Genomic DNA, 3,727 nt, shown 5'->3' on the forward strand with positions numbered 1-3,727 from the left:
CTGGCCGACGAAGCCGCTGATCGGGGCGCGGATTTCGGTACGCGACAGGTTCAGTTCGGCCTGGGCCAGGTCGGTGCGGGCGCTGGCGATCTGCGCCTCCAGGCGTTTGATTTCCGCATCCAGGCTGCCCACTTGCTTGCGTTGGGCTTGCAGGTCGGCTTGGGCCTTGGCCACTTGCGAGCGGGCGATGCGGCTGTCGGCGGCCAGGGTGGTGACGCGCTCTTCCGAGACATAGCCGGGCTTGCGCAGAGTTTGCGCGCGGGACAGGTCGATCTTCGAGCGGCCCAGGGACGCTTCGCTGGCCGAGACATCGGCCTGGCTGGCGGCGATCAGGCTATCCTGCTGGCTGAGCTTGCTGCGCGCCTGGGCCAGCTCGGCTTCGCGGGTGGACAGGGTGGCTTGCGCCCGTTGCTTGGCCAGTTCGAAGTCGGCGCTTTCCAGCACCAGCAGCAACTCGCCTTGCTCGACGTGCTGGTTGTCCTGTACCAGCACCTTGTCGATGCGCGCACCGAGCTGGCTGGACACCCGGGTGATCTCGCCTTGCACGTAGGCGTTGTCGGTGCTCTCGAGCAAACGACCGACCAGTAGCCAGCGGGCGAACAGGGCGGCGGCGATCAGGCCGAGAATAGCCAGGAAGATAAACAGGCGGCGTTGCAGTTGGGCAGGCATGGCGGGTGCTCGAAGCTCGGGCAAAAGTGTAAGTGAATCTAACAGTGTTCCTTTCTAGCCTGTAGTCGCTAGACTTCGGAAACTTTGTTGCTTATAGGGAACAATCATGGGGCTGGATGACGCCTTGATCTTTACCCGCGTGGTCGAGTGCCACAGCTTCACCCAGGCCGCGCTGGGCCTGGGCATGCAGAAGTCCACGGTCAGTCGGCGCATCGCCTTGCTGGAAGAGCGGCTCGGGGTGCGCTTGCTCAATCGCACGACCCGCAAGCTCAGGTTGACCGAGGTCGGCCAGGCCTATTACGAGCGCTGCCGGCAGATCATGCTGGACTTCGCCGAAGCCGAGCAGGCGGTGATGCAGTTGCAGCAGGAACCGTCCGGGCTGCTGCGCATCACCATGCCCATCGAGTTCGGCCAGTTGTTTCTCGGCCGGGTGCTGGGCGAATTTATGCGCCAGTACCCGCAGATCAACGCCGAAGTGGAACTGACCTCGCGGCCGGTAGACCCGGTCGAGGAGGGCGTGGATATCGCCATCCTGGTCGGCCAGCCGCAGGACTCCACCTTGATCGCGCGCAAGCTGTTCGAGAGCGCGCGGCGGCTGTGCGCTAGCCCGGACTACCTGGCCCGCCATGGTGTTCCGCACAGCGTGGCCGACCTGGCCAGCCACCGGGCGATTCTCCTGCCGCCGGACTCGCCGCGTTATTGGCCGCTGCTCGGCGAAAACATCGCCTGTCAGCGCGTGTTGAGCTGCAACAACATCACCTTCGCCCGTGAGGCGGCGCTGGCCGGGGCGGGTATCGCCGGCCTGCCGATCATGATCAGCGAGGCGGCCATCCGCGCCGGGCAGTTGGTCGAACTGCTGCCGCAGGCGCGCCTGCCGATCAGCGAGCTGTATGCGGTCTATCCTTCCAGACGCTTCCAGGCGATGAAGGTCAGAACCTTCCTCGACTTCCTGATGCGCAGCCTGCCGGGCGCGGAAGGCCAGTTGCTGGAGCCAGTGCCAGCGGCCCTGTTACCATCGGCGCCTTAATCCGTATTCGCTTCAACTCTTCGAGAACTTCCATGACCACCGTCCGTACCCGTATCGCGCCGTCGCCCACCGGCGATCCGCACGTAGGCACCGCCTATATCGCCCTGTTCAACCTGTGCTTTGCCCGGCAGCACGGTGGCGAGTTTATCCTGCGCATCGAAGACACCGACCAAGTGCGCTCGACCCGCGAATCGGAACAGCAGATCTATGACGCCCTGCGCTGGTTGGGCATCGAGTGGAGCGAAGGCCCGGACGTCGGTGGCCCCCATGGCCCGTATCGGCAGAGCGAGCGCGGGCATATCTACCAGAAGTACAGCGCCGAGCTGGTGGAAAAAGGCCATGCCTTCCATTGTTTCTGTAGCGCCGAGCGTCTGGATAAAGTCCGTGCCGAGCAGATGGAAGCCAAGCAGACGCCGCGTTATGACGGCCACTGCATGCACCTGCCGGCTGCCGAAGTGCAGCAGCGCCTGGCGGCTGGCGAACCCAATGTGGTGCGCATGAAGGTGCCGACCGAGGGTGTGTGCGTGGTGCCGGATATGCTCCGCGGCGAGGTGGAGATCCCCTGGGATCGCATGGACATGCAGGTGCTGATGAAGACCGATGGCCTGCCGACCTACTTCCTGGCCAACGTGGTCGACGACCACCTGATGGGCATCACCCACGTGCTGCGCGGCGAGGAATGGCTGCCGTCGGCGCCCAAGCTGATCCTGCTGTACGAATACTTTGGCTGGGACAAGCCGCAGCTGTGCTATATGCCGCTGCTGCGCAATCCGGACAAGAGCAAGCTGTCCAAGCGCAAGAACCCCACCTCCATCACCTTCTACGAGCGCATGGGCTATCTGCCGCAAGCCATGCTCAACTACCTGGGGCGCATGGGCTGGTCCATGCCGGACGAGCGCGAGAAGTTCAGCCTCGACGAGATGATCGAGCACTTCGATATCCAGCGGGTGTCCCTGGGTGGGCCGATCTTCGACCTGGAGAAGCTGTCCTGGCTCAACGGCCAGTGGATGCGCGAGCTGAGCGTCGAGGAGTTCGCAGCCGGCGCGCAGAAGTGGGCGTTCAACTCCAACTACCTGATGCAGATCGCGCCCCATGTGCAGGGGCGGGTGGAAACCTTCAGCCAGATCGCGCCCCTGGCCAACTTCTTCTTCGCCGGCGGCCTGACCCTGGACGCCGAGCTGTTCGAGCACAAGAAACTCTCGGCGGAGCAGGTGCGCCAGGTCATGCAGCTGATCCTGTGGAAGCTGGAAGCGCTGCGCCAGTGGGAGAAGGACAGGATCACCGGCTGCATTCAGGCGGTGGTCGAACACCTGGAGCTGAAGCTGCGCGACGCCATGCCGCTGATGTTTGCCGCCATCACCGGGCAGGCCAGTTCGGTGTCGGTGCTGGACGCCATGGAAATCCTCGGTCCGGACCTCACCCGCTTCCGTCTGCGTCAGGCCATCGAGTTGCTCGGTGGTGTGTCGAAGAAGGAAAACAAGGAGTGGGAAAAGCTGCTGGCGGCCATTGGCTGACCGCTAGGCGTCTGTTCGAGGATGGCAATTTGTAGGTTGGCGCTGAGGAACGAAGCCCAACAAAATCACCCTGTTGGGCTTCGCGGAGCTCAGCCCAACCTACAAAAATCCCTATTCTCGGCCCGGCTCCTATGTAAGTGGTTGTTCTGTCAGCATAAAAAAACCTGCTGCGGGCTAAAATTTTGTTGACAGTACCCAGGGGCGCACTTAACATGCGCCCCGTCCTTGAGATGGGGCTATAGCTCAGCTGGGAGAGCGCTTGCATGGCATGCAAGAGGTCGACGGTTCGATCCCGTCTAGCTCCACCAATCTCAAAGCCGAAAGGCTTGCCACAGTTGACTCTTAGAGTTGACTGAGTTTTGAAGGGTATCTGCGTCCCCTTCGTCTAGTGGCCTAGGACACCGCCCTTTCACGGCGGTAACAGGGGTTCGAGTCCCCTAGGGGACGCCACTATTTCCAGCCGCAATGCTTCGGCGTTGTGTGTCGAGAGACGTTAAATCCGGGGCTATAGCTCAGC

The 3,727-nt window shown here is 62.7% G+C and carries 3 protein-coding genes and 2 tRNA genes; 4 read left to right on the forward strand and 1 reads right to left on the reverse strand.

The window, feature by feature from the left end; all coding sequences use genetic code 11:
* Positions 1-669 (reverse strand): HlyD family secretion protein (locus Q8Q83_RS05205; RefSeq protein WP_305621741.1); only part of this gene is annotated, 669 nt, incomplete at its 3' end.
* A gap of 106 nt (positions 670-775) precedes the next feature.
* Here Q8Q83_RS05205 and Q8Q83_RS05210 point away from each other — a divergent pair.
* The 4 genes from Q8Q83_RS05210 to Q8Q83_RS05225 all read left to right on the forward strand — a co-directional run bounded on the left by Q8Q83_RS05210 (position 776) and on the right by Q8Q83_RS05225 (position 3,660).
* Positions 776-1,696, forward strand: a complete 921-nt coding sequence (locus Q8Q83_RS05210) for a LysR family transcriptional regulator (protein ID WP_305621743.1) — start codon at positions 776-778, stop codon at positions 1,694-1,696.
* A gap of 32 nt (positions 1,697-1,728) precedes the next feature.
* Positions 1,729-3,210, forward strand: coding sequence for a glutamate--tRNA ligase (gene gltX / locus Q8Q83_RS05215; RefSeq protein ID WP_305621745.1), 1,482 nt, complete (start codon positions 1,729-1,731; stop codon positions 3,208-3,210).
* Positions 3,211-3,442: 232 nt separating this feature from the next.
* Positions 3,443-3,518, forward strand: a tRNA-Ala gene (locus tag Q8Q83_RS05220).
* 66 nt (positions 3,519-3,584) lie between these two features.
* Positions 3,585-3,660: transfer RNA gene (locus tag Q8Q83_RS05225), tRNA-Glu, on the forward strand.
* Positions 3,661-3,727: the final 67 nt, after the last annotated feature.

The sequence above is a fragment of the Pseudomonas sp. genome (genome assembly GCF_030696055.1).
Lineage (GTDB): Bacteria > Pseudomonadota > Gammaproteobacteria > Pseudomonadales > Pseudomonadaceae > Aquipseudomonas.

What these genes read in the sequence shown, in the direction of transcription:
- gltX (WP_305621745.1), top strand. Translation starts at nt 1,729, where the DNA reads ATGACCACCGTCCGTACCCGTATCGCGCCGTCGCCCACCGGCGATCCG.
- Q8Q83_RS05210 (WP_305621743.1), top strand. Translation starts at nt 776, where the DNA reads ATGGGGCTGGATGACGCCTTGATCTTTACCCGCGTGGTCGAGTGCCAC.